This is a genomic window from Rhizobium sp. H4, from assembly GCF_003013335.1.
Taxonomy (GTDB): Bacteria; Pseudomonadota; Alphaproteobacteria; order Rhizobiales; family Rhizobiaceae; genus Rhizobium; species Rhizobium sophoriradicis.
In genome coordinates this window covers 40221-61299 of the sequence record NZ_PSOW01000001.1, presented here as the reverse complement: position 1 = coordinate 61299, position 21079 = coordinate 40221, and the positions used below count along the sequence as shown (strand labels likewise).

Genomic DNA, 21079 nt, shown 5'->3' with positions numbered 1-21079 from the left:
GTCCCGGGATAACGACATGCATAAAGAAGAGCTAGACCGCGTCGCGGCGGACGAGCGAAAGCGGCTGCCGCCTTCTTCCCTGACTTGTGGAAATGCAGTCGGCGCGCATGTGGAAGCCAAGCGACGCACTGTCATGGCTCATCAGCGTCAGGCTGAGACCGTCGATATGCAGGCGGCGAGTTTCAGTCGGGCGACATTGGCAATCCCCTTTGCCGCGGGCCATAAGCCGGCCTAGCAAGTCCAGCCTATGCCTTTAAGTAAAGCCGCGCTGCATACAGCGCGATCGCCGCCGCGTTCGAAACGTTCAGCGATTTGATCGCGCCCGGCATGTCGAGGCGGGCCAGCGCGGTCACGGTCTCGCGAGTTTTCTGCCTGAGCCCCTTGCCCTCCGAGCCGAGCACCAGTGCCACCTTATCGCCCGAAAACGTGCCTTCGAGCGGCGCCGGCCCTTCCGAATCGAGGCCGATCGTGGAGAAGCCGAGCTTGTGTAATTCGCCAAGCGCATCGGCGAGATTGGTGATCTGTATATAAGGGATCAGTTCCAGCGCGCCGGAGGCGGATTTGGCGAGCACGCCCGACTCGGTCGGGCTATGTCTCTGGGTGGTGATAACGGCCCCGGCATTGAAGGCGACCGCCGAACGCATGATCGCGCCGACATTGTGCGGATCGGTCACCTGGTCGAGCACCAGAAGGAGAGGGCTGTCCTTCAGTGCTTCGAGCCGGCGAACCGGCAGCGGCCGTGTCTCCAGCATGACCCCCTGATGGATCGCCTCGGGGCCGAGCACCTTGTCGATCTCGTGCGGCGAGACGATCTCGAAGGCAATGCCGAGCGTCTCGACGTCGATTTCAAGCCGCGCGAGTGCGTTCTGTGTCACGGAGAGCTTGATCTTCTTGCGCTCGGGATTGTCGAGTGCCGCGCGTACCGTATGCAGGCCGTAGAGATAGACCTGATCGGGCGCCAGCGCCGGCGGCTTCCAATCCTCAGGCCCACGCTTGCGCTTCTGCGGCTGTGGTGTCGGGATCTCGCCGCGTTCGCGTTTGGCGTCACGGTGCGCACGCCTGAGATTGGCGTAATGCGCATCCTTGGCGGATGGGTCTGCTGCGGCCTTGCCGCCGGATTTCTTGTCTTTGCTCATGCGGCTTTATAGCTATGGCCTTGGCTGCCGCATAGGCTTTCTTTCATATGCCGGCTTTCGGCGGCGAATGAAATTTTTCGTGATTTTTCCGTTGTCATCGTGTTGACAGACGGAAATGCTCCGGTCATATACGCGGCGCAGACGACGGGCGGCAACGCTTCGAAGTCTGACGAACTTGGTCTAACGATCCGGACGAAAACTGGAGAGATGCCCGAGTGGTTAAAGGGGACGGACTGTAAATCCGTTGGCTCAGCCTACGTTGGTTCAAATCCAACTCTCTCCACCATTCGTCATCGGATCGGACCATCCCGCGGGTATAGCTCAATGGTAGAGCAGCAGCCTTCCAAGCTGAATACGCGGGTTCGATTCCCGCTACCCGCTCCAGTTTTCCCGAAGTCCGTTGATACGACCGCTGCCGCGGCGATGCCGATGATGTTTCGGACGCCGACAATGGCGGCGATGGTCTGGCAGGTGAGGGCGCTCGACGCCCAGCGTCCAGTGCTCTTCTCCTGTTGTGCAGGCAATTTTCTCTGGGATTTCAGCGTTTTTTGAGGGGACTGCGGCGAATCGCCTTGCAGGCGGCGAATTGTCTCCCATATGCGCCTTCACGCCAAGAATGGCGTCTGCAATTAAGTCTTGCGCAATTTCGCCGAAAGCCTTAAACGGCGGCACTAAACCGGTTCGCCGGGGCCACCATTTCGTTCACAGGAAGCATTCAAATGGCAAAGAGTAAGTTTGAGCGCAACAAGCCGCACGTCAACATTGGCACGATCGGCCACGTTGACCACGGCAAGACGTCTCTGACGGCAGCGATCACGAAGTACTTCGGTGAGTTCAAGGCGTACGACCAGATCGACGCGGCTCCGGAAGAGAAGGCGCGCGGCATCACCATCTCGACGGCGCACGTCGAATATGAGACGCCGGCCCGCCACTACGCGCACGTCGACTGCCCCGGCCATGCCGACTACGTCAAGAACATGATCACCGGTGCTGCCCAGATGGACGGCGCGATCCTGGTGTGCTCGGCTGCTGACGGCCCGATGCCGCAGACGCGCGAACACATTCTGCTGGCCCGCCAGGTTGGCGTTCCGGCGATCGTGGTGTTCCTGAACAAGGTCGACCAGGTTGACGACGCCGAGCTGCTCGAACTGGTTGAGCTCGAAGTTCGCGAACTGCTGTCGTCCTACGACTTCCCGGGCGACGACATCCCGGTCGTCAAGGGTTCGGCGCTGGCCGCTCTTGAAGATAGCGACAAGAAGATCGGCGAAGACGCGATCCGCGAGCTGATGGCAGCGGTCGACTCCTACATCCCGACGCCTGAGCGTCCGATCGACCAGCCGTTCCTGATGCCGATCGAAGACGTGTTCTCGATCTCCGGCCGCGGCACTGTGGTAACCGGCCGCGTCGAGCGTGGCATTGTCAAGGTTGGCGAAGAAGTCGAGATCGTCGGCATCCGTCCGACCTCGAAGACGACGGTGACCGGCGTTGAAATGTTCCGCAAGCTGCTCGACCAGGGCCAGGCCGGCGACAACATCGGCGCGCTGGTTCGCGGTGTTAACCGTGACGGCGTCGAGCGTGGCCAGATCCTGTGCAAGCCGGGTTCGGTCAAGCCGCACAAGAAGTTCATGGCTGAAGCCTACATCCTGACGAAGGAAGAGGGCGGCCGTCATACGCCGTTCTTCACCAACTACCGTCCGCAGTTCTACTTCCGCACGACCGATGTGACCGGCATCGTCACGCTGCCGGAAGGCACGGAAATGGTCATGCCGGGCGACAACGTCACGGTTGCCGTCGAGCTGATCGTTCCGATCGCGATGGAAGAAAAGCTGCGCTTCGCCATCCGCGAAGGCGGCCGCACCGTCGGCGCCGGTATCGTCGCCTCGATCGTCGAGTAATCCTGGGATTACCTGCAATTCAGGAAAAACCCCGCTGGCGACAGCGGGGTTTTTTCGTTTTGATGCCTGATCGACGGATTAACACGTGTTGTAAAAATATCGTTAAATAGGCCCGTCACAGTATTTTGTTCATCTCACGTTCAGAAACCGGTTTGTGATTGGCGCATTTTAGTTCAGACTCCTTCTTGTAGAGAGGAGAATTCGCATGATTCCAAAGGCCACATTTGTTGCGACGATATTCGCAATGTATGTTTTCACGATGTTTTTCATCGCTGCGATCCCGCAAGAGGTTGTTCAATCGGCCGGCGTACAGGTCGATGAGGTCAGTATCGTCAAGTGACGGCCCTGCAAATCATCGCCGGATTCGGCGGTGATTGAAAGTGAATGATCGGGCGCTTGACGCATGCGGCCTGATGAGGCGGGGGTGAACTCTCGCAGGACGCTCGCTTGCTCTTCGCGCGGAAGCGTCTAACTATGCCTCCGATCTCATGACGCGGAGGATATTCCATGAAAAAGCGGATCCTGTTCACGGGTGGTTCGGGCAAGGCGGGTCGTCATGCCGTGCCATGGCTCGTTAAATCAGGTTACGAGGTGCACAACCTCGATCTCGTGCCGCTGGACAGCCCCGGTGTCACCAATCTCATCGCCGACATCACCGATAGCGGTCAGGTCTTCAACGCGCTCTCCATGCATCGCGATTTTCCCGATCTCGACGCGGGCAGGGGCGTCCAGTCCTTCGATGCGGTCGTGCATTTCGCCGCCATCCCCCGCATCCTGATCAAGCCCGACAACGAGACCTTCCGCATCAACACGATGGGCACCTACAATGTCATCGAGGCGGCGGTGAAGCTCGGTATCCGGAAGATCATCGTCGCGTCGAGCGAGACGACCTACGGCGTCTGCTTCGCCGAAGGTCATCGCGATTTTCACCAGTTCCCGCTGGAAGAGGACTACGACGTCAATCCGATGGATTCTTACGGCCTGTCCAAGGTGGTCAACGAAAAGACCGCGCGCGCCTTTGCCGAGCGTTCGGGCTTCGACATTTATGCGCTGCGCATCGGCAACGTCATCGAGCCGCACGAATATGAGAGGTTCCCGACTTATTTCGCCAATCCCGAGATGCGCAAGCGAATCGCCTGGAGTTATATCGACGCCCGCGACCTCGGCCAGATCTGCCATCTCTGCATCGAGAAGGACGGTCTCGGCTATCAGGTCTTCAATGCCGCCAATGACACGGTTTCGGCCAATACGCCGTCGAAGGAACTGGCGAAGCGATTCTACCCGAACGTGCCCTTCACCCGCGAAATCGGCGAATATGAAGGGCTGCTTTCCAACCGCAAGATTCGCGAAGTGCTGGGCTTCAAGGAAGAGCACGACTGGCGGAAATATGTGAAGGTCTGAACGCTTGCGGGCAGCACGATGGGAAAGCCCGGTCGCCTGCAAATGAGCAGAACGGCTCTGAAAATCGAAAATCGTGCTTGCCAATCCGCCGCTGCCGTCTTAAAGGGAGCGCCATGCATTTCGGCAGTGATTTGCGGGCCTTGGCCCGGGCGCTGAAGGAGAGGCATGAAGGGGTATAGCTCAGTTGGTAGAGCGGCGGTCTCCAAAACCGCAGGTCGGGGGTTCGAGCCCCTCTGCCCCTGCCATCTTCCCTGATACGGACAGCGCGGCCATGCTCGCGGCATTCCGGCCGGGGTTGAGCGGTGGTAACTTATTTCGTTAAACTTCGGTTTCCCTCTTGTGTATTCGGAAATCGGTGTTTATTTAGGGTTCAACAGACACGCGGTGCGTGGGGCTGATAGTTTCAGCTTTACGCGCCGTAATTGCGTGGGCAGTCGATGGCATCCAAATCCAATCCATTCGCGTTTCTGCAGCAGGTTCGCTCCGAGACGTCCAAGGTCACATGGCCGTCGCGCCGCGAGACGATGATCTCGACGGTCATGGTGCTGGTGATGGTGGTTTTCGCCGCGCTGTTTTTCTTTGCCGCTGACCAGCTGATCGGCTGGGTTCTGAGCTTCGTGCTCAATACCGGCAACTGATACGGGTGGAGATGAAAATGGCGGCACGTTGGTACATCGTCCACGCGTATTCCAATTTTGAAAAGAAGGTGGCTGAGGACATCGAGAACAAGGCTCGCCAGAAGGGGCTTGAGCACCTGTTCGAAAAGATCCTCGTGCCGACCGAAAAGGTGGTGGAAGTGCGTCGCGGCCGCAAGGTCGACAGTGAGCGCAAGTTCTTCCCGGGTTATGTCCTTGTCCGCGCCAATCTGACGGATGAAGCCTATCACCTGATCAAGAATACGCCGAAGGTCACCGGCTTCCTCGGCTCCGACAATAAGCCCGTTCCGATTCCGGATTATGAAGCCGAGCGCATTCTCGGCCAGGTCCAGGAAGGTGTTGAGCGGCCGAAGGCGTCGATCACCTTCGAGATCGGCGAACAGGTTCGCGTTTCCGACGGCCCGTTCGCTTCGTTCAACGGCACGGTTCAGGATGTGGACGAAGAACGTTCGCGCCTGAAGGTTGAGGTGTCGATCTTCGGCCGCGCGACGCCGGTCGAACTGGAATACGCTCAGGTCGAGAAGGTCTGATTGCAAGAGATTGGAAGCTGGCCCTTGCGGCCTGTTTCCCGCGGACCTCGTCCGCACCCGCGTGGAAGGTGAGGGGTCTTAGCCGGACCCTAATGATCCGCACCACGCAACCGCAGCCGCCGGAGAGATCCGGCATCACGGGCCGGGCGACCGGTCGTTCATGAAAGGCAGAGAGATATGGCTAAGAAAGTTGCAGGCCAGCTCAAGCTTCAGGTCAAGGCAGGATCGGCAAACCCGTCCCCGCCGATTGGTCCGGCGCTTGGTCAGCGTGGCATTAACATCATGGAATTCTGCAAGGCGTTCAATGCCGCCACGCAGGAAATGGAAAAGGGTATGCCGATTCCGGTCGTCATCACCTATTACCAGGACAAGTCCTTCACCTTCGCGATGAAGCAGCCTCCGGTCAGCTACTGGCTGAAGAAGGAAGCGAAGATCACGTCCGGTTCCAAGACGCCCGGCAAGGGCGCAAAGGCCGGTACCCTCACCAAGGCTCAGATCAAGACGATCGCCGAAGCCAAGATGAAGGACCTGAACGCAGCGGATATCGAAGGTGCAATGGCGATGATCGAGGGCTCTGCCCGCGCCATGGGCCTGGAAGTGGTGGGTTAAGATCATGGCTGGCAAGCGCACTCGCAAGATCAACGAAGGTGTTGATCCCACCAAGCTCTACGCTCTGACCCAGGCCATCGGCATGGTCAAGGAACGGGCTGTCGCCAAGTTCGACGAAACCATCGAAGTCTCGATGAACCTCGGTGTTGACCCGCGCCATGCCGACCAGATGGTTCGCGGCGTCGTCAACCTGCCGAACGGCACGGGCCGCACGGTTCGCGTCGCCGTCTTCGCTCGTGGCGCCAAGGCTGACGAAGCCAAGGCTGCCGGTGCCGATGTCGTCGGCGCCGAAGACCTCGTCGAGATCGTCCAGGGCGGCAAGATCGAATTCGATCGCTGTATCGCCACCCCCGACATGATGCCGCTCGTCGGCCGTCTCGGTAAGGTTCTCGGCCCGCGCGGCATGATGCCGAACCCGAAGGTCGGCACCGTCACCATGGATGTCGCCGGAGCCGTCAAGGCTTCCAAGGGCGGCGCTGTCGAGTTCCGCGTCGAGAAGGCTGGTATCGTCCATGCCGGCATCGGCAAGGCCTCTTTCGACGCCAAGGCTCTGGAAGAAAACATCCGCGCCTTCGCCGACGCCGTCATCAAGGCGAAGCCGGCCGGCGCCAAGGGCAACTACGTCAAACGCGTGGCGATTTCCTCGACCATGGGCCCGGGCGTCAAGATCGAAGTCGGCTCGGTCACCGCACCGACTGCATAAGTTGATTGCCGGACCTCGGTCCGGTCACTGAATTTCCGGCCTCGCAAGGGGCCGGAATATTCCGGAGAAATCCGGAATCCTGTCCGAGATTGCAGGTGGTTTTCCCTTAATCACGTTGCCTGCATGAGACGGGTAAGACCCGAATTCATGAAGTTCGCTTCTAGAAACTCGGTTCGAGCCTTGGATGCCTTGTGCCTTCTTAGCCTTGATTGGCGCGGAAGCGCGGGGGGACAGGATCCTCAAGCGTCGCTTGGGATCTCGCATGATCCCGGGAGGCAAAAGGCAACCCGGCGGGCCCGTTTTCGGTCCCGCCAACTGGAGATAGGCAGTGGAAAGAGCGGAAAAACGCGAATTCGTCACGGAACTGAACGAAGTCTTTAAGGCTTCGGGCTCGGTTGTCGTGGCCCACTATGCTGGTGCCACAGTCGCGCAGATGAACGATTTTCGTTCGAAGATGCGTGCAGCTGGCGGTACCGTCAAAGTCGCGAAGAACCGCCTGGCCAAAATTGCCCTTCAGGGTACGGAAGCGGAAGGGATGTCGAATCTCTTCAAGGGTCAGACGCTGATTGCATACAGCACCGATCCGATCACCGCTCCGAAGGTCGTCATGGATTTCGCCAAGACCAACGACAAGATCGTTGTCCTGGGCGGCGCCATGGGAACAACCACGCTCAACGCCGATGCAGTCAAGTCGCTTGCGACCCTGCCTTCGCTCGATGAGCTGCGTGCGAAGCTGCTGGGCATGATCCAGACACCGGCTACCCGCATCGCTGGGGTTGTTGCAGCACCGGCAAGCCAGCTTGCCCGCGTGTTTGCGGCCTACGCCAAGAAGGACGAAGCCGCTTAAGGCGGTTTTTCGCTGTTTATAAACAACCGGTTCGAACCGAACAAAAGGAACTAGTAAAATGGCTGATCTCGCAAAGATCGTTGACGACCTCTCCTCGCTGACCGTTCTGGAAGCTGCAGAACTGTCGAAGCTTCTCGAAGAAAAGTGGGGCGTATCCGCTGCTGCTCCGGTAGCTGTTGCTGCCGCTGCTGGCGGTGCTGGCGCTGCTGCTCCGGTCGAAGAAGAAAAGACCGAGTTCGACGTCATCCTCACGGATGCCGGCGCCAACAAGATCAACGTCATCAAGGAAGTCCGCGCCATCACCGGTCTCGGCCTCAAGGAAGCCAAGGACCTCGTCGAAGGCGCTCCGAAGGCTGTCAAGGAAGGCGTTTCCAAGGCTGAAGCCGCTGACATCAAGAAGAAGCTCGAAGACGCCGGCGCCAAGGCCGACGTCAAGTAAGCTTGTACTGCTTTTGGGAGGTGGCCTTTGCTGCCTCCCATTTGCCGTTTTTCTGAACGAATTACCCAAAAGCCGCGTCAAAACGGCTTTTGGGTAATGGGTTCTTCAAAAGGATAGTCTCGCACCGAGGGCAGCACAGCAATCCGAGCTGGGCGTTTTCGGGAGTCGGACGAGATTGAACTACCCATTGATTGACGGGGTCGACTGGCCATCGGTTCCCGTCCGTTGCAGGCCCGGGTGCAAGATTTTGAAGGAGCGACGATGGCTCAGACCCTTTCGTTCAACGGTCGCAGGCGCGTACGCAAGTTTTTTGGTAAGATCCCCGAAGTCGCAGAAATGCCGAACCTCATTGAGGTTCAGAAGGCGTCCTACGACCAGTTTCTGATGGTGGAAGAGCCGAAGGGCGGCCGGCCCGACGAGGGTCTTCAGGCCGTCTTCAAGTCGGTTTTCCCGATCACTGATTTCTCCGGCGCCTCGATGCTGGAATTCGTATCCTACGAGTTCGAGCCGCCGAAGTTCGACGTCGACGAATGCCGCCAGCGCGACCTGACCTATGCCGCGCCGCTGAAGGTGACGCTGCGCCTCATCGTGTTCGATATCGACGAGGATACCGGCGCGAAGTCGATCAAGGACATTAAGGAACAGTCCGTCTACATGGGCGATATGCCGCTCATGACCAACAACGGCACGTTCATCGTTAATGGCACCGAGCGCGTCATCGTCTCCCAGATGCACCGTTCGCCGGGCGTCTTCTTCGACCATGACAAGGGCAAGAGCCATTCTTCCGGCAAGCTGCTCTTTGCTGCCCGCGTTATTCCCTATCGCGGCTCCTGGCTCGATATCGAATTTGACGCCAAGGACATCGTCTACGCCCGTATCGACCGCCGCCGCAAGATTCCGGTGACCTCGCTGCTGATGGCGCTCGGCATGGACGGCGAAGAAATCCTCGACACCTTCTACACGAAGTCGCTTTACAAGCGCGACGGCGAAGGCTGGCGCATTCCCTTCAAGCCGGAAACGCTGAAGGGCGCCAAGGCGATCACCGAGATGGTCGACGCCGATACCGGCGAAGTCGTCGTCGAAGCCGGCAAGAAGCTGACCCCGCGCCTGTTGCGCCAGCTGTCGGACAAGGGCCTGAAGGCGCTGAAGGCCGGCGACGACGACCTCTACGGCAATTACCTCGCCGAGGACATCGTCAACTACTCCACAGGTGAAATCTATCTCGAAGCCGGCGACGAGATCGATGAGAAGACGCTCGGCGTCATCCTGGCGAACGGTTTCGACGAGATCCCGGTTCTCGGCATCGACCACATCAATGTCGGCGCCTATATCCGCAACACGCTGTCGGCCGACAAGAACGAGAACCGTCAGGACGCTCTGTTCGACATCTACCGCGTCATGCGTCCGGGTGAACCGCCGACCATGGAATCGGCCGAAGCCATGTTCAACTCGCTGTTCTTCGATGCGGAGCGTTACGACCTCTCCGCCGTCGGCCGCGTCAAGATGAACATGCGTCTCGACCTGACCGTCGAAGACACCGTCCGCATCCTGCGCAAGGACGACATCCTGGCCGTGGTCAAGATGCTCGTCGAACTGCGCGACGGCAAGGGCGAGATCGACGACATCGACAACCTCGGCAACCGCCGCGTCCGCTCGGTCGGCGAGCTGATGGAGAACCAGTACCGTCTCGGCCTGCTGCGCATGGAGCGCGCGATCAAGGAACGCATGTCCTCGATCGAGATCGATACGGTCATGCCGCAGGATCTGATCAACGCCAAGCCGGCTGCCGCAGCTGTGCGCGAATTCTTCGGTTCCTCGCAGCTCTCGCAGTTCATGGACCAGGTCAATCCGCTCTCGGAAATCACCCACAAGCGCCGTCTTTCGGCTCTTGGCCCGGGTGGTCTGACCCGCGAGCGCGCCGGCTTCGAAGTCCGCGACGTGCATCCGACCCACTACGGCCGCATCTGCCCGATCGAAACGCCGGAAGGCCCGAACATCGGTCTGATCAACTCGCTTGCAACCTTTGCCCGCGTCAACAAGTACGGCTTCATCGAAAGCCCGTACCGCCGCATCGTCGACGGCAAGGTGACGAATGACGTGCTCTACCTCTCCGCCATGGAAGAGGCGAAGTACTATGTCGCCCAGGCCAACGCCGAAATGAACCCGGACGGCTCCTTCGTCGACGAATTCGTCGTCTGCCGTCACGCCGGCGAAGTTATGCTCGCCCCGCGCGACAGCATGAACCTGATGGACGTTTCGCCGAAGCAGGTCGTTTCGGTTGCTGCGGCACTCATCCCGTTCCTGGAAAACGACGACGCCAACCGCGCCCTCATGGGCTCGAACATGCAGCGTCAGGCCGTGCCGCTGCTGCGCGCCGAAGCCCCGTTCGTCGGCACCGGCATGGAGCCGGTCGTCGCCCGTGACTCCGGCGCCGCCATCGGCGCGCGCCGCGGCGGCGTGGTCGACCAGGTCGACGCGACGCGTATCGTTATCCGCGCCACGGAAGACCTCGAAGCCGGCAAATCCGGCGTCGATATCTACCGCCTGCAGAAGTTCCAGCGTTCGAACCAGAACACCTGCGTCAACCAGCGTCCGCTGGTCACCGTCGGTGACGTCGTCAACCGCGGCGACATTCTCGCCGACGGCCCGTCGACTGATCTCGGCGACCTGGCGCTCGGCCGCAACGCGCTCGTCGCGTTCATGCCCTGGAACGGCTACAACTACGAAGACTCGATCCTGCTCTCCGAGCGCATCGTTGCCGACGACGTGTTCACCTCCATCCACATCGAGGAATTCGAAGTGATGGCGCGCGACACCAAGCTCGGTCCTGAGGAAATCACCCGCGACATTCCGAACGTTTCGGAAGAAGCGCTGAAGAACCTCGACGAAGCCGGTATCGTCTATATCGGCGCCGAAGTTCAGCCGGGCGATATCCTCGTCGGCAAGATCACGCCGAAGGGCGAAAGCCCGATGACGCCGGAAGAAAAGCTGCTGCGCGCCATCTTCGGCGAAAAGGCCTCCGACGTGCGCGACACCTCCATGCGCATGCCGCCCGGAACCTACGGCACGATCGTCGAAGTTCGCGTCTTCAACCGCCATGGCGTCGAGAAGGACGAGCGCGCGATGGCGATCGAGCGCGAAGAGATCGAGCGTCTTGCCAAGGACCGCGACGACGAGCAGGCGATCCTCGACCGTAACGTCTACGGCCGTCTGATCGACATGCTGCGCGGCCAGGTCTCGATTGCCGGCCCGAAGGGCTTCAAGAAGGGCACCGAGCTTTCGAACGCCGTCGTCTCCGAATATCCCCGCTCGCAGTGGTGGATGTTCGCGGTCGAGGACGAGAAGGTTCAGAGCGAGCTCGAAGCACTCCGCGGCCAGTACGACGAATCCAAGTCGCGCCTTGAGCAGCGCTTCATGGACAAGGTCGAGAAGGTCCAGCGCGGCGATGAAATGCCTCCTGGCGTCATGAAGATGGTCAAGGTCTTCGTCGCCGTGAAGCGTAAGATCCAGCCGGGCGACAAGATGGCCGGCCGTCACGGGAACAAGGGCGTGGTCTCACGCATTGTGCCTGTCGAGGATATGCCGTTCCTTGAAGACGGCACGCATGTCGACGTCGTTCTGAACCCGCTCGGCGTTCCTTCGCGCATGAACGTCGGCCAGATCCTGGAAACGCATCTCGGCTGGGCTTGTGCCGGCATGGGTCGCCAGATCGGCGAATTGATCGAAGCCTACAAGGCGAACGGCAACATCGAGCCGCTGCGCAAGACCATCGGCGATGTCGTCGGTGCCGGCCCGAAGGCCGAGCAGGTGCACGAATTCGACGATGACTCGGTTCTGCGTCTCGCCGACCAGTGGAAGCGCGGCGTTTCGATTGCAACGCCTGTCTTCGACGGTGCCAACGAAGGCGACGTCAACGACATGCTGCGTCTGGCGGGTCTCAAGGACACCGGCCAGTCGACGCTCTATGACGGCCGTACCGGCGAGCAGTTCGACCGTCAGGTCACGGTGGGCTACATCTATATGCTGAAGCTCAACCACCTGGTCGACGACAAGATCCATGCCCGCTCGATCGGTCCTTACTCGCTCGTCACCCAGCAGCCGTTGGGCGGCAAGGCGCAGTTCGGCGGTCAGCGCTTCGGCGAAATGGAAGTCTGGGCGCTCGAAGCTTACGGCGCGGCCTACACGCTGCAGGAAATGCTGACGGTGAAGTCGGACGACGTCGCCGGCCGCACCAAGGTCTACGAAGCCATCGTCCGCGGAGACGACACGTTCGAAGCCGGTATTCCGGAAAGCTTCAACGTTCTCGTCAAGGAAATGCGCTCGCTGGGCCTCAGCGTCGAGCTTGAGAACACTAAGCTTGATGAGGCGCAGGCAAACCAGCTGCCCGACGCGGCCGAGTAAGCATTGATAGGGCGTGCGCTGCCATGCGGCGCACGCCGGTCCCGCCGGACGCCGCATCCATGTCGGCCCGGAAGGGAAGTTTCGCCGCATCTTGCGGTTATTCTCGTTTAAGCGAGGGAGGCGGCTCCCGGGAAATTGCCGCTGACCATCGCATTTTGAGGGCGCTTTAGCCCATGAAGGAGACAGGCATGAACCAAGAGGTCATGAATCTTTTCAATCCGCAGGTGCCTGCACAGAATTTCGATTCCATTCGGATTTCGATCGCGTCTCCGGAGAAGATCCTCTCCTGGTCCTACGGTGAGATCAAGAAGCCGGAAACCATCAACTACCGCACGTTCAAGCCGGAACGCGACGGTCTGTTCTGCGCGCGCATCTTCGGGCCGATCAAGGACTACGAATGCCTGTGCGGCAAGTACAAGCGCATGAAGTACAAGGGCATCATCTGCGAAAAGTGCGGCGTCGAAGTCACGCTGTCGCGCGTTCGCCGTGAGCGCATGGGCCATATCGAGCTCGCCGCTCCCGTCGCCCACATCTGGTTCCTGAAGTCGCTGCCGTCACGCATTTCGACCCTCCTCGACATGACGCTGAAGGATGTCGAGCGCGTCCTCTATTTCGAAAACTACATCGTCACCGAGCCGGGCCTGACGGCGCTGAAGGAGCACCAGCTTCTTTCGGAAGAAGAATACATGCTCGCCGTCGACGAATACGGCGAAGACCAGTTCACCGCGATGATCGGCGCCGAGGCGATCTACGAAATGCTGGCCTCGATGAACCTCGAGAAGATCGCCGGCGACCTGCGCTCCGAGCTTGCCGACACGACGTCGGATCTCAAGCAGAAGAAGCTGATGAAGCGCCTGAAGATCGTCGAGAACTTCATGGAGTCGGGCAACCGTCCGGAATGGATGATCATGAAGGTCGTCCCGGTCATTCCGCCGGATCTGCGTCCGCTCGTTCCGCTCGACGGCGGCCGTTTCGCGACATCGGATCTGAACGATCTCTACCGCCGCGTCATCAACCGTAACAACCGCCTGAAGCGCCTGATCGAGCTTCGCGCGCCGGGCATCATCATCCGCAACGAAAAGCGCATGCTGCAGGAATCGGTTGACGCGCTGTTCGACAACGGCCGCCGCGGCCGCGTCATCACCGGCGCCAACAAGCGTCCGCTGAAGTCGCTGTCCGACATGCTGAAGGGCAAGCAGGGCCGCTTCCGCCAGAACCTGCTCGGCAAGCGCGTCGACTATTCCGGCCGTTCGGTCATCGTCACCGGTCCGGAACTGAAGCTGCACCAGTGCGGCCTGCCGAAGAAGATGGCGCTCGAACTGTTCAAGCCCTTCATCTACGCCCGCCTCGACGCCAAGGGTTACTCCTCGACCGTCAAGCAGGCGAAGAAGCTGGTCGAGAAGGAAAAGCCCGAAGTCTGGGATATCCTCGACGAGGTCATCCGCGAGCATCCGGTTCTCCTGAACCGCGCGCCGACGCTGCACCGCCTGGGCATCCAGGCCTTCGAACCCACCCTGGTCGAAGGCAAGGCGATCCAGTTGCACCCGCTCGTCTGCACGGCCTTCAACGCCGACTTCGACGGTGACCAGATGGCCGTTCACGTGCCGCTGTCGCTCGAAGCCCAGCTCGAAGCCCGCGTGCTGATGATGTCGACCAACAACATCCTGCATCCGGCCAACGGCGCGCCGATCATCGTTCCCTCGCAGGACATGGTTCTCGGCCTCTATTATCTGTCGATCCTCAATCAGAACGAGCCAGGCGAAGGCATGGCCTTCTCTGATCTCGGCGAACTCCATCACGCCCTCGAGAGCAAGGTCGTGACGCTGCACACCAAGATCCGCGGCCGCTTCAAGTCGGTCGACGAGGATGGCAAGCCCTACTCGAAGATCTATGAGACGACGCCTGGCCGTCTGCTCATCGGCGAACTGCTGCCGAAGAACGGCAAGGTGCCCTTCGACATCTGCAACCAGGAAATGACCAAGAAGAACATCTCCAAGATGATCGACACGGTCTACCGCCATTGCGGCCAGAAGGACACGGTCATCTTCTGCGACCGCATCATGCAGCTCGGCTTCTCCCATGCCTGCCGCGCCGGCATTTCGTTCGGCAAGGACGACATGGTCATTCCGGATGCCAAGGCGAAGATCGTTGCCGACACCGAAAGCCTGGTGAAGGAATACGAGCAGCAGTACAATGACGGTCTGATCACCCAGGGCGAGAAGTACAACAAGGTTGTCGACGCCTGGGGCAAGGCCACCGAAAAGGTCGCCGAAGAGATGATGGCCCGCATTAAGGCGGTCGAATTCGATGAGAACACCGGCCGTCAGAAGCCGATGAACTCGATCTACATGATGAGCCATTCCGGCGCCCGCGGTTCTCCGAACCAGATGCGCCAGCTGGGCGGCATGCGTGGCCTGATGGCCAAGCCGTCGGGCGAAATCATCGAGACGCCGATCATCTCGAACTTCAAGGAAGGCCTGACTGTCAACGAGTACTTCAACTCGACGCACGGCGCCCGCAAGGGTCTGGCAGACACGGCGCTGAAGACCGCCAACTCCGGTTACCTGACCCGTCGTCTCGTCGACGTCGCGCAGGATTGCATCGTCACGCATGTCGATTGCGGAACCGAAACCGGTCTGACGATGACGGCGATCGTCGACGCCGGCCAGGTCGTCGCCTCGCTCGGCGCCCGTATCCTCGGCCGCACGGCGCTCGACGACATCGATCATCCGGTCACCGGCGAGCGTATCGTCGATGCCGGTAAGATGATCCTCGAGCCCGATGTCATCGAAATCGAGAAGGCCGGTATCCAGTCGATCCGCATCCGCTCGGCGCTGACCTGCGAAATCCAGACGGGTGTCTGCTCGGTCTGCTACGGCCGCGACCTCGCGCGCGGCACGCCTGTCAACATGGGCGAAGCCGTCGGCGTCATCGCCGCTCAGTCGATCGGCGAGCCGGGAACCCAGCTCACCATGCGTACCTTCCACCTTGGCGGTACGGCGACCGTGGTCGACCAGTCGTTCCTGGAAGCCTCTTACGAAGGTACGGTGCAGATCAAGAACCGCAACGTCCTGCGCAACTCCGAAGGCAGCCTCGTTGCCATGGGCCGCAACATGACCGTCCAGATCCTGGACGAGCGTGGTGTCGAGCGCTCCTCGCAGCGTGTCGCCTACGGTTCGAAGCTGCATGTCGACGAAGGCGACAAGGTCAAGCGCGGCCAGCGTCTGGCGGAGTGGGACCCCTATACCCGCCCGATGATGACGGAAGTGGCCGGTACGGTTCAGTTCGAGGATCTCGTCGACGGTCTCTCCGTTCTCGAAGCGACCGACGAATCCACCGGCATCACCAAGCGCCAGGTCATCGACTGGCGTTCGACCCCGCGCGGTTCGGACCTCAAGCCGGCGATCGTCATCAAGGACGCCAGCGGCAATGTCGCCAAGCTGTCGCGTGGCGGTGACGCTCGCTTCCTGCTCTCGGTCGACGCCATTCTGTCGGTCGAGCCGGGCACGAAGGTCTCCCAGGGTGACGTTCTCGCCCGTTCGCCGCTCGAAAGCGCCAAGACCAAGGACATCACCGGTGGTCTGCCGCGTGTTGCCGAACTGTTCGAAGCGCGCCGTCCGAAGGATCACGCCATCATCGCTGAGATCGATGGTACGATCCGCCTCGGCCGCGACTACAAGAACAAGCGTCGCGTCATCATCGAGCCGGCGGAAGACGGTGTCGAGCCTGTCGAATACCTGATCCCGAAGGGCAAGCCCTTCCACCTTCAGGACGGCGACTATATCGAAAAGGGTGACTACATCCTCGACGGTAACCCGGCTCCGCACGACATCCTGGCGATCAAGGGCGTGGAGGCACTTGCTTCCTACCTCGTCAACGAAATCCAGGAAGTCTATCGTCTGCAGGGCGTTGTCATCAACGACAAGCACATCGAGGTGATCGTCCGTCAGATGCTGCAGAAGGTGGAAATCACCGACGCCGGCGACTCGACCTATATCGTCGGCGACAACGTCGACCGGATCGAGCTCGAGGACGTCAACGACCACCTGATCGAGCAGGGCAAGAAGCCCGCCCACGGCGACCCGGTTCTGCTCGGCATCACCAAGGCGTCGCTGCAGACCCCGTCCTTCATCTCGGCCGCATCTTTCCAGGAAACGACCAAGGTGCTGACGGAAGCGGCAATCGCCGGCAAGACCGACGGCCTGCAGGGTCTGAAGGAAAACGTCATCGTCGGCCGGCTCATCCCGGCAGGTACCGGCGGCACCATGACCCAGATCCGCCGTATCGCCACCTCGCGCGACGAGCTGATCCTCGAAGAACGTCGCAAGGGCACCGGTGCAGCCGTTGCCACTCCGATGCTGCAGGACATGGCTGAAAAGGCCCCGGCCGCGGAATAACCGCGGCTGAAGTCCCGGAATTCAAGATACGAATTGAAAAACCGCCCGGAGCGATCCGGGCGGTTTCTCATTTTTCTGTGCTCTGGTCGATCTGGGGGGAGGGGGAACTACGTGTCTGGCCGGCCCTGCAGGTGGGCGCTGTGCTCGCCCCTGCGGTTTCGCCGCCGGCCGCTCCGGTCAGTTGAACCGGATGATCGCGACCTCGCCGTCGACCGCGCCCTGATAGGCCGAGGCATGCGGCTCTTCGGCCGGAACTTCGGTCAGCATGCCGATCTGGTCGAGATCGGCCTCGATGAAACCTTCCTCGGCAAGGGCATTCAAGGCTTCGCGCACGGCTGTATCGTCGTCGGGCGCCTTCAGCATGATATGCAGGTCGATGCCTTCGCTGGAGTCGGACTCATAGCCTTTGCCGATGATGATGAAGATCATCGGCCCGTCGAAATTGTTGTCGTTATCCGGTGTCGTAATCATCGCCTGTCCTTCGGCTTAGTGTCGATTCGATCGCTCGAATCCTGCTATGAGGGCTTAACGCCGCAATTGCTGATTCCTTAACTGCTTTTGCTGCCATGCCCAAGTTTTTATCTTGGCGCATGGCCGGGAATTCGTCTAGGAGGACGAAAACAGGGCGTCTGGCCCGCATATCAAGGCGATGCGGCGAGTTTATTTCTTAACCGGCCTTGACGGGAGGGGTGGAAACCAGTAGTACCCCGCCCATCAGATCCCATGTGAGGCTTGGCTGTTCGGGGCGACGCGCCCTGAAGTTCACCTCAAACAAGGTTCTAAACGCACGTTGAAGTCATGATGCTGCACGCATGACGCATAATTTCATGCGTCCTCTGCTCCTTGTGGTCCATCTGCGGAAGCGGATCGGGCCATATTTTGCGCATTGAACCGAAAGCATGCGTCATTGCCGGAGACGGCGCGAGTTCAAGCCCGCAAGGGTACCGAGATAAACGTAAGGGATGGTTGAATGCCTACCGTAAACCAGCTGATCCGCAAGCCTCGCCAGGCGAACGTAAAGCGTAATAAGGTTCCCGCTCTCCAGGAGAACCCGCAGAAGCGCGGCGTTTGCACGCGCGTCTACACGACGACGCCGAAGAAGCCGAACTCGGCTCTGCGTAAGGTCGCCAAGATCCGCCTGACCAACGGCTTCGAAGTCATTGGTTACATCCCCGGTGAAGGCCACAACCTTCAGGAACACTCCGTCGTGATGATCCGCGGCGGCCGCGTCAAGGACCTTCCGGGTGTCCGTTACCACATCATCCGCGGCGTTCTCGATACCCAGGGTGTCAAGAACCGCAAGCAGCGCCGCTCCAAGTACGGCGCGAAGCGTCCGAAGTAATTCGGTTTTGAATAGTCCGGCGCTGCGCGAGGTCCTCCGCGTGATGAAGCGCCTTAACGGTTGAAGAGACGAAAAGTATGTCCAGACGTCATAAAGCAGAAAAGCGCGAGATCAATCCGGATCCGAAGTTCGGCGATCTCGTTGTCACCAAGTTCATGAATGCCATCATGCTCGATGGTAAGAAGTCCGTTGCTGAAAACATCGTCTACGGTGCGTTCGACGCCGTTCAGGGTAAGTCCAAGCAGGAGCCGCTTTCGGTTTTCCATTCTGCGCTCGACAACATTGCCCCGCACGTTGAGGTCCGCTCGCGCCGCGTCGGTGGTGCGACCTATCAGGTTCCGGTCGACGTTCGTCCGGAGCGCCGCCAGGCCCTCGCCATTCGCTGGCTGATCGCCGCTGCCCGCAAGCGCAACGAAACGACCATGATCGATCGTCTTTCCGGCGAACTGCTCGATGCGTCCAACAACCGCGGCTCCGCCGTCAAGAAGCGCGAAGACACGCACAAGATGGCTGACGCCAACCGCGCGTTCTCGCACTATCGCTGGTAATTCCGAACGGTATCGAAAGGCAGTCCACAATGGCTCGCGAATATAAGATCGAAGACTACCGTAATTTCGGTATCATGGCGCATATCGACGCCGGCAAGACCACGACTACCGAGCGTATCCTTTATTACACCGGCAAGTCGCACAAGATCGGCGAAGTCCACGACGGCGCAGCCACCATGGACTGGATGGAGCAGGAGCAGGAGCGTGGCATCACGATCACGTCCGCTGCCACCACGACCTTCTGGAAGGGCCGTGACGGCAAGATGCGCCGCTTCAACATCATCGACACTCCCGGCCACGTCGACTTCACCATCGAAGTCGAACGTTCGTTGCGCGTTCTCGACGGTGCGATTGCTCTTCTCGATGCCAACGCCGGCGTAGAGCCGCAGACGGAAACCGTCTGGCGTCAGGCTGAGAAGTACAATGTTCCGCGCATGATCTTCTGCAACAAGATGGACAAGACCGGTGCGGACTTCTACCGTTCGGTCGAGATGATCAAGACCCGTCTGGGTGCGATCGCTGTCGTCATGCAGCTGCCGATCGGCGCTGAAAGCGATTTCAAGGGCGTTATCGACCTGGTCGAGATGAACGCTCTGATCTGGCGCGACGAATCTCTCGGCGCCCAGTGGGACGTCGTCGAAATTCCGGAAGACATGAAGGCCAAGGCAGAAGAATATCGCGAAAAGCTGATCGAGACGGTTGTCGAGATCGACGAAGCGGCGATGGAAGCCTACCTCGAAGGCAACATGCCCGACAACGACAAGATCCGCGAACTCGTTCGTCGCGGCACGATCGACGTGAAGTTCCATCCGATGTTCTGCGGCACCGCTTTCAAGAACAAGGGCGTGCAGCCACTGCTCGACGCCGTTGTCGATTACCTGCCGTCGCCGCTCGACATTCCGGCGATCAAGGGCATCGACTTCAAGACGGAAGCTGAAATCGAGCGGCATGCAGACGACGCCGAGCCGCTTTCCATGCTCGCATTCAAGATCATGAACGACCCCTTCGTCGGTTCGCTCACCTTCGCCCGTATCTACTCCGGCAAGCTCGAAAAGGGTTCGTCGGTCATGAACACGGTCAAGGACAAGCGCGAGCGTGTCGGCCGCATGCTGCAGATGCACTCCAACTCGCGTGAAGACATCGAAGAAGCCTTTGCCGGCGACATCGTTGCTCTCGCCGGCCTCAAGGAAACCACCACTGGCGATACGCTCTGCGACCCGCTGAAGCCGGTTATCCTCGAGCGCATGGAATTCCCGGAGCCGGTCATCCAGATCGCTATCGAGCCGAAGTCCAAGGGCGACCAGGAAAAGATGGGCCTCGCGCTCAACCGCCTGGCTGCCGAAGATCCGTCCTTCCGCGTGAAGACGGATCAGGAATCCGGCCAGACGATCATTGCCGGCATGGGCGAACTGCACCTCGACATCATCGTCGACCGCATGCGCCGCGAGTTCAAGGTTGAAGCAAACGTCGGCGCGCCGCAGGTTGCTTACCGCGAAACCATCACGCGCCAGCACGAAGAAGACTACACGCACAAGAAGCAGTCCGGTGGTACCGGCCAGTTCGCGCGCGTCAAGATTGTCTTCGAACCGAACCCTGAAGGCGATGACTTCAAGTTCGAATCCAAGATCGTCGGTGGTGCTGTTCCGAAGGAATACATCCCGGGCGTTCAGAAGGGTATCGAGAGCGTTCTGTCTTCGGGTCCGCTCGCTGGCTTCCCGATGCTCGGCGTCAAGGCGACCCTCATCGACGGCGCCTTCCACGACGTTGACTCCTCGGTTCTGGCGTTCGAAATCGCTTCCCGCGCCTGCTTCCGTGAAGCTGCGAAGAAGGCCGGCGCTCAGCTGCTCGAGCCGATGATGAAGGTCGAAGTCGTTACCCCGGAAGATTACGTCGGCGACGTTATCGGCGACCTCAACTCCCGCCGTGGTCAGATCCAGGGTCAGGAAAGCCGGGGTGTGGCCGTTGTCATAAACGCCAACGTCCCGCTGGCGAACATGTTCAAGTACGTCGATAATCTGCGCTCCATGTCGCAGGGCCGTGCTCAGTACACGATGACCTTCGATCATTACTCGCCGGTCCCGTCGAACGTCGCAACCGAAATCCAGGCAAAGTATTCCGGTCAGAAGTGACCGGAATACCAATTGACCGATAACAAGAATTAGCTCCCCTCGGGGA

17 protein-coding genes and 3 tRNA genes are annotated in these 21079 nt (G+C 60.0%); 18 read left to right on the top strand and 2 right to left on the bottom strand.

What is annotated here, in order from left to right:
• Positions 1–16: 16 nt before the first annotated feature.
• Positions 17–235, top strand: coding sequence for a hypothetical protein (locus tag C4N04_RS00350; protein ID WP_106795229.1), 219 nt, complete (start codon positions 17–19; stop codon positions 233–235).
• A gap of 10 nt (positions 236–245) precedes the next feature.
• Here the strand turns inward: C4N04_RS00350 and rlmB are convergent, their stop codons facing one another.
• A complete protein-coding gene (gene rlmB / locus C4N04_RS00345; protein WP_106795228.1) occupies positions 246–1136 on the bottom strand; it encodes a 23S rRNA (guanosine(2251)-2'-O)-methyltransferase RlmB in 891 nt (296 codons plus the stop codon).
• Positions 1137–1337: 201 nt separating this feature from the next.
• Between rlmB and C4N04_RS00340 the strand changes: the two genes are divergently transcribed.
• The 14 genes from C4N04_RS00340 (at position 1338) to rpoC (ending at position 17014) form a co-directional block, all read left to right on the top strand.
• Positions 1338–1422, top strand: a tRNA-Tyr gene (locus C4N04_RS00340).
• A gap of 24 nt (positions 1423–1446) precedes the next feature.
• Positions 1447–1520 (top strand) — tRNA-Gly (locus C4N04_RS00335).
• Positions 1521–1855: 335 nt separating this feature from the next.
• Positions 1856–3031 (top strand): elongation factor Tu, encoded by a 1176-nt coding sequence (gene tuf, locus C4N04_RS00330; protein WP_009996414.1) that lies wholly within the window; start codon positions 1856–1858, stop codon positions 3029–3031.
• A gap of 205 nt (positions 3032–3236) precedes the next feature.
• Entirely contained in the window at positions 3237–3371 is a 135-nt protein-coding gene (locus C4N04_RS32450; protein ID WP_009996098.1) for a hypothetical protein, read from the top strand.
• A gap of 167 nt (positions 3372–3538) precedes the next feature.
• On the top strand, positions 3539–4432 hold the full coding sequence (locus tag C4N04_RS00325; protein WP_096765066.1) for an NAD(P)-dependent oxidoreductase: 894 nt from the start codon (positions 3539–3541) through the stop codon (positions 4430–4432).
• Positions 4433–4601: 169 nt separating this feature from the next.
• Positions 4602–4677: transfer RNA gene (locus C4N04_RS00320), tRNA-Trp, on the top strand.
• A gap of 192 nt (positions 4678–4869) precedes the next feature.
• On the top strand, positions 4870–5070 hold the full coding sequence (secE, locus tag C4N04_RS00315; protein WP_003573826.1) for a preprotein translocase subunit SecE: 201 nt from the start codon (positions 4870–4872) through the stop codon (positions 5068–5070).
• A gap of 17 nt (positions 5071–5087) precedes the next feature.
• On the top strand, positions 5088–5618 hold the full coding sequence (gene nusG / locus C4N04_RS00310) for a transcription termination/antitermination protein NusG (protein WP_004669067.1): 531 nt from the start codon (positions 5088–5090) through the stop codon (positions 5616–5618).
• A 177-nt stretch (positions 5619–5795) separates the two neighbouring features.
• A complete protein-coding gene (gene rplK / locus C4N04_RS00305) occupies positions 5796–6227 on the top strand; it encodes a 50S ribosomal protein L11 (RefSeq protein WP_009985507.1) in 432 nt (143 codons plus the stop codon).
• A 4-nt stretch (positions 6228–6231) separates the two neighbouring features.
• Positions 6232–6930 (top strand): 50S ribosomal protein L1, encoded by a 699-nt coding sequence (gene rplA, locus C4N04_RS00300; protein WP_038688272.1) that lies wholly within the window; start codon positions 6232–6234, stop codon positions 6928–6930.
• A gap of 328 nt (positions 6931–7258) precedes the next feature.
• On the top strand, positions 7259–7777 hold the full coding sequence (rplJ, locus tag C4N04_RS00295; RefSeq protein ID WP_009994537.1) for a 50S ribosomal protein L10: 519 nt from the start codon (positions 7259–7261) through the stop codon (positions 7775–7777).
• Between the two features lie 58 nt (positions 7778–7835).
• Complete coding sequence (gene rplL, locus C4N04_RS00290) at positions 7836–8216, top strand: 50S ribosomal protein L7/L12 (RefSeq protein WP_009994538.1); 381 nt, start codon at positions 7836–7838, stop codon at positions 8214–8216.
• A gap of 261 nt (positions 8217–8477) precedes the next feature.
• The gene (gene rpoB / locus C4N04_RS00285) at positions 8478–12617 is read left to right on the top strand and encodes a DNA-directed RNA polymerase subunit beta (RefSeq protein ID WP_039619182.1); all 4140 of its coding nucleotides are present in this window, start codon (positions 8478–8480) and stop codon (positions 12615–12617) included.
• A gap of 188 nt (positions 12618–12805) precedes the next feature.
• Positions 12806–17014 carry a DNA-directed RNA polymerase subunit beta' gene (gene rpoC / locus C4N04_RS00280; protein ID WP_097609140.1) on the top strand — a complete coding sequence of 1403 codons (4209 nt, stop codon included), beginning with the start codon at positions 12806–12808 and terminating at the stop codon, positions 17012–17014.
• 177 nt (positions 17015–17191) lie between these two features.
• Here the strand turns inward: rpoC and C4N04_RS00275 are convergent, their stop codons facing one another.
• Positions 17192–17485, bottom strand: coding sequence for a hypothetical protein (locus C4N04_RS00275; protein WP_009992164.1), 294 nt, complete (start codon positions 17483–17485; stop codon positions 17192–17194).
• A gap of 499 nt (positions 17486–17984) precedes the next feature.
• On the opposite strand from C4N04_RS00275, the gene rpsL reads away from it, so the two are divergent.
• The 3 genes from rpsL to fusA all read left to right on the top strand — a co-directional run bounded on the left by rpsL (position 17985) and on the right by fusA (position 21033).
• Positions 17985–18356, top strand: a complete 372-nt coding sequence (gene rpsL / locus C4N04_RS00270; protein WP_003547537.1) for a 30S ribosomal protein S12 — start codon at positions 17985–17987, stop codon at positions 18354–18356.
• Between the two features lie 77 nt (positions 18357–18433).
• Positions 18434–18904, top strand: coding sequence for a 30S ribosomal protein S7 (gene rpsG, locus C4N04_RS00265; RefSeq protein ID WP_004669085.1), 471 nt, complete (start codon positions 18434–18436; stop codon positions 18902–18904).
• A 29-nt stretch (positions 18905–18933) separates the two neighbouring features.
• Positions 18934–21033, top strand: a complete 2100-nt coding sequence (gene fusA, locus C4N04_RS00260) for an elongation factor G (RefSeq protein ID WP_038688280.1) — start codon at positions 18934–18936, stop codon at positions 21031–21033.
• Positions 21034–21079: the final 46 nt, after the last annotated feature.